Origin of the sequence: Mycobacterium sp., assembly GCF_049281135.1 — a bacterium.
Classification (GTDB): domain Bacteria; phylum Actinomycetota; class Actinomycetes; order Mycobacteriales; family Mycobacteriaceae; genus Mycobacterium.
The window spans coordinates 1-3,187 of record NZ_JBAPRN010000717.1; the positions used below are offsets into that span (position 1 = coordinate 1).

At 65.7% G+C, this 3,187-nt stretch carries 4 protein-coding genes; 2 read left to right on the plus strand and 2 right to left on the minus strand.

What is annotated here, in order from left to right; genetic code table 11:
• Positions 1-366, minus strand: a 366-nt coding sequence (locus tag WAN02_RS28565; protein ID WP_422268739.1) for a PCRF domain-containing protein, incomplete at its 3' end; no start/stop codon positions are given.
• A gap of 84 nt (positions 367-450) precedes the next feature.
• Here WAN02_RS28565 and WAN02_RS28570 point away from each other — a divergent pair.
• Positions 451-1,812, plus strand: a complete 1,362-nt coding sequence (locus tag WAN02_RS28570) for an FAD-dependent oxidoreductase (RefSeq protein ID WP_422268741.1) — start codon at positions 451-453, stop codon at positions 1,810-1,812.
• 6 nt (positions 1,813-1,818) lie between these two features.
• Here WAN02_RS28570 and WAN02_RS28575 read toward each other — a convergent pair whose 3' ends face one another.
• Entirely contained in the window at positions 1,819-2,148 is a 330-nt protein-coding gene (locus tag WAN02_RS28575; protein WP_422268743.1) for a hypothetical protein, read from the minus strand.
• Between the two features lie 363 nt (positions 2,149-2,511).
• On the opposite strand from WAN02_RS28575, the gene WAN02_RS28580 reads away from it, so the two are divergent.
• Entirely contained in the window at positions 2,512-2,964 is a 453-nt protein-coding gene (locus WAN02_RS28580; RefSeq protein WP_422268745.1) for a hypothetical protein, read from the plus strand.
• Positions 2,965-3,187: the final 223 nt, after the last annotated feature.

A 3,187-nucleotide genomic window follows, 5' to 3' on the forward strand; every position in this document is an offset into this window, starting at 1 on the left:
GTCGTACTCCCCGGAGAGCAGCGTTCGCACTTCCATCGCCTCGATGTCGGCGTGCAGCACCTTGAGTTCCGCGTCGGCCTCGGCCTCGGCGTCTGCGGCGTTCTCTTCGGCGGCCAGTTCATAGAGCACCGGCAGGTCGTCGAGTCGTTGCCGCAGCCCTTCCACGCGCCGCAACTCGCCCTGGGTGTGGGAAAGCTCGCTGGTGACACGTTGCGCGCGGGCCTGGTCGTCCCACAGATTGGGATCGGCCGCCTCGTGCTCGAGCTTCTCGATTCGGCTGCGCAGACCGTCGACGTCGAGAACTCGCTCCACCGTGGTCAGCGTGGAGTCGAGTGCTGCGATGTCAGCCTGACGGTCGGGGTGCACGCCTGATCACGTTACCGGCCGGGCAACCGATACAAGCGGTGCGACTAGCCACGGGCGAACAGGGGGCGTTTAGCATCGGAGATTATGCGTCCCTACCACGTAGCGATCGTCGGCTCAGGTCCATCGGGATTCTTCGCCGCGGCCTCGCTGCTCAAAGCCGCCGACTCCGACGACCAACTCGGCGTCGCCGTCGACATGCTCGAGATGCTCCCGACGCCGTGGGGTTTGGTGCGCTCCGGGGTCGCTCCCGACCACCCCAAGATCAAGTCGATCAGCAAACAATTCGAGAAGATCGCCGAGGACGAGCGCTTCCGGTTCTTCGGCAACGTCGTGGTGGGCGAGCACATCAGCGCGACTGAACTGGCCGAGCAGTACGACGCGGTCGTCTACGCGATTGGCGCGCAAGCGGATCGGCCGCTGAACATTCCCGGCGAAGAGCTGGCCGGCAGCGTGGCCGCGGTCGATTTCGTCGGCTGGTACAACGCCCACCCGCACTTCGAGGAGATGTCGCCCGATCTGTCCGGCGCGCGGGCGGTGGTCGTCGGGAACGGCAACGTCGCGCTGGACGTCGCGCGCATCCTGGTGACCGAACCCGACGAGCTCGCCCGCACCGACATCGCCGACCATGCGCTGGAGTCGCTGCGGCCCCGTGGCGTCGAGGAAGTGATCGTGATCGGTCGCCGTGGCCCGCTACAGACCGCGTTCACCACGCTGGAGCTGCGTGAGCTCGCAGATCTCGAGAATGTCGACGTGATCGTCGACCCGGCGGACTTCGAGAACATCAGCGAGGACGACGCCGCAGCGGTGGGCAAGGTCTGCAAGCAGAACATCAAGGTCTTGAAGGGCTACGTCGGCCGCGAGCCCAGGCCGGGGCACCGCCGGATCGTGTTCCGCTTCCAGACCTCACCCATCGAGATCGCCGGCGAGGAGCGGGTCGAGAAGATCGTGTTCGGACACAACGAGCTGGTCACCGATGACGGTGGACGGGTGACCGCCAAGGACACCGGGGAGCGCGAGGAGGTCCCCGTGCAATTGGTGGTCCGCTCGGTCGGCTACCGCGGGGTTCCCACGCCCGGGCTGCCGTTCGACGAGAAGAGCGGGACCATTCCCAACAGCGGCGGACGGATCCACGGCAGTCGCAACGAGTACGTCGTCGGCTGGATCAAGCGCGGTCCGTCCGGGGTGATCGGCACCAACAAGAAGGACTCGCAGGACACCATCGACGGCCTGATCGCCGACCTCACCGGCGACGCCGAGTTGGCCGATTTCGGCGCCGATCACGCCGACAAACTCACCGACTGGCTTCACTCGCGGCAGCCCAAGCTGGTCACCGACGCGCACTGGAAGCTGATCGACGAGCACGAACGCTCAGCCGGCGAGCCGCACGGCAGGCCGCGCGTCAAGCTGGCGAACGTGACCAAGTTGCTGCATATCGGCCACGGCTGACGGGCCTCAGCCGGCGGGAAGGTCGGGCGGCGCGAAGATCCACCTGTCGGGATTGCGCTGGGAATACACCACCGGCTTCAACTCCCCCACCGTCGGCCAATGCTCGACGTCGGCGGTCATGCGCAGATAGACGGTGTAGTCGCTGACGGTTGGGCCGTCGATGACGCCGGTGATCGTGACGTATTGCTCGCCGAGTGCGTCCGGCCGTGGGCTGACACCGGTGATCAGCAGCGTGCCGCTCAACGAGTCACCGCTGGCTCGCTGCCGCAATAGCCGCGGAGCCAGCAGGCCGGCCCCCAGCGCGATGAGCAACAGCACCGAGAGGATTTCCCACACGACGCCATCATTGCGCGCGAGGCCAACTTTGTCGCCGCGCTTACGAGGTCTGTGCCACTCGGCTGCCAATGACCATCTTCCTCGTGGTGGGTCTTCCTTTCGCGCCCTGGTGGGGCCGACCGCGCCTGGACCCCTCGGCGGACGTTGTCGACGCCCAGGCGCGGTGCGGCTGTTAGCGAGGGTAGGAAACAAACGGAAATATTGTCAAAATTACGGAAGCAATCTCCGTGCTATTCCGCTCACACGGTGGACCCTGTGGTGCGGGTACCAGCGTTGTCCGCCGCGACCAGTGGTTTGTCGGACGTCGCCACACGCGCGGTGGGAAACTTAACGTTCAACCACTGCCGGATACGGGAGGCAACGATGGCGACGGTGTACGTGGCGACGGTGGGCAGCGCCGACACCTACCGCATCGAACGGGTCTATCTCGACCGCGACGAAGCATATGGATTTGCCGACGACTACAACGGCACGGCACCCAACGAACCCGTTCACGTGGAGGAATGGCAGACCGGTGCCCCGCCGGGGGCCTACGACGGTCCGTATTGGCGAGCTGAGTGGTGGGCGCGCGTACCAGTCAGCAAGCGCCGAGGTCAGCTGCGTCACACCCGCGAGGGAGAGCGCTTCGACGACTTCGACATCCGCCAGGAATGGTGGACCGGCGAGACCCTGCCGGAGGCCAAGGTGGTGCGCCGGGAACTGGCAGGCGTGCCGAAGGTGGAGGTGGTGGGCCTGTCGCGGGAAAAGGTGGAGGAAGTGTTCTGGGACACGATTACCCAGGTCAGGGCCGATTTGGCGGGCGTGCCACGGAAATAGTTTCCATTTATTCTTGCACGAGCCGGAAATAAATGGGCATGGCGTCTCGACATTGCCGCCCGCGGCGCGTCATGATCCCTCCATGGACCGACATGCCCTGGAACGGCTCGGCCACCACATCGTGAGCCGGCGCGTGGCGCTGGGCTACCGCAACCGCACCGACCTGGCCAACAGCCTCCAGTTCACCGTGCGCACCCTCTCCGACATTGAGAACGGTGTGCGC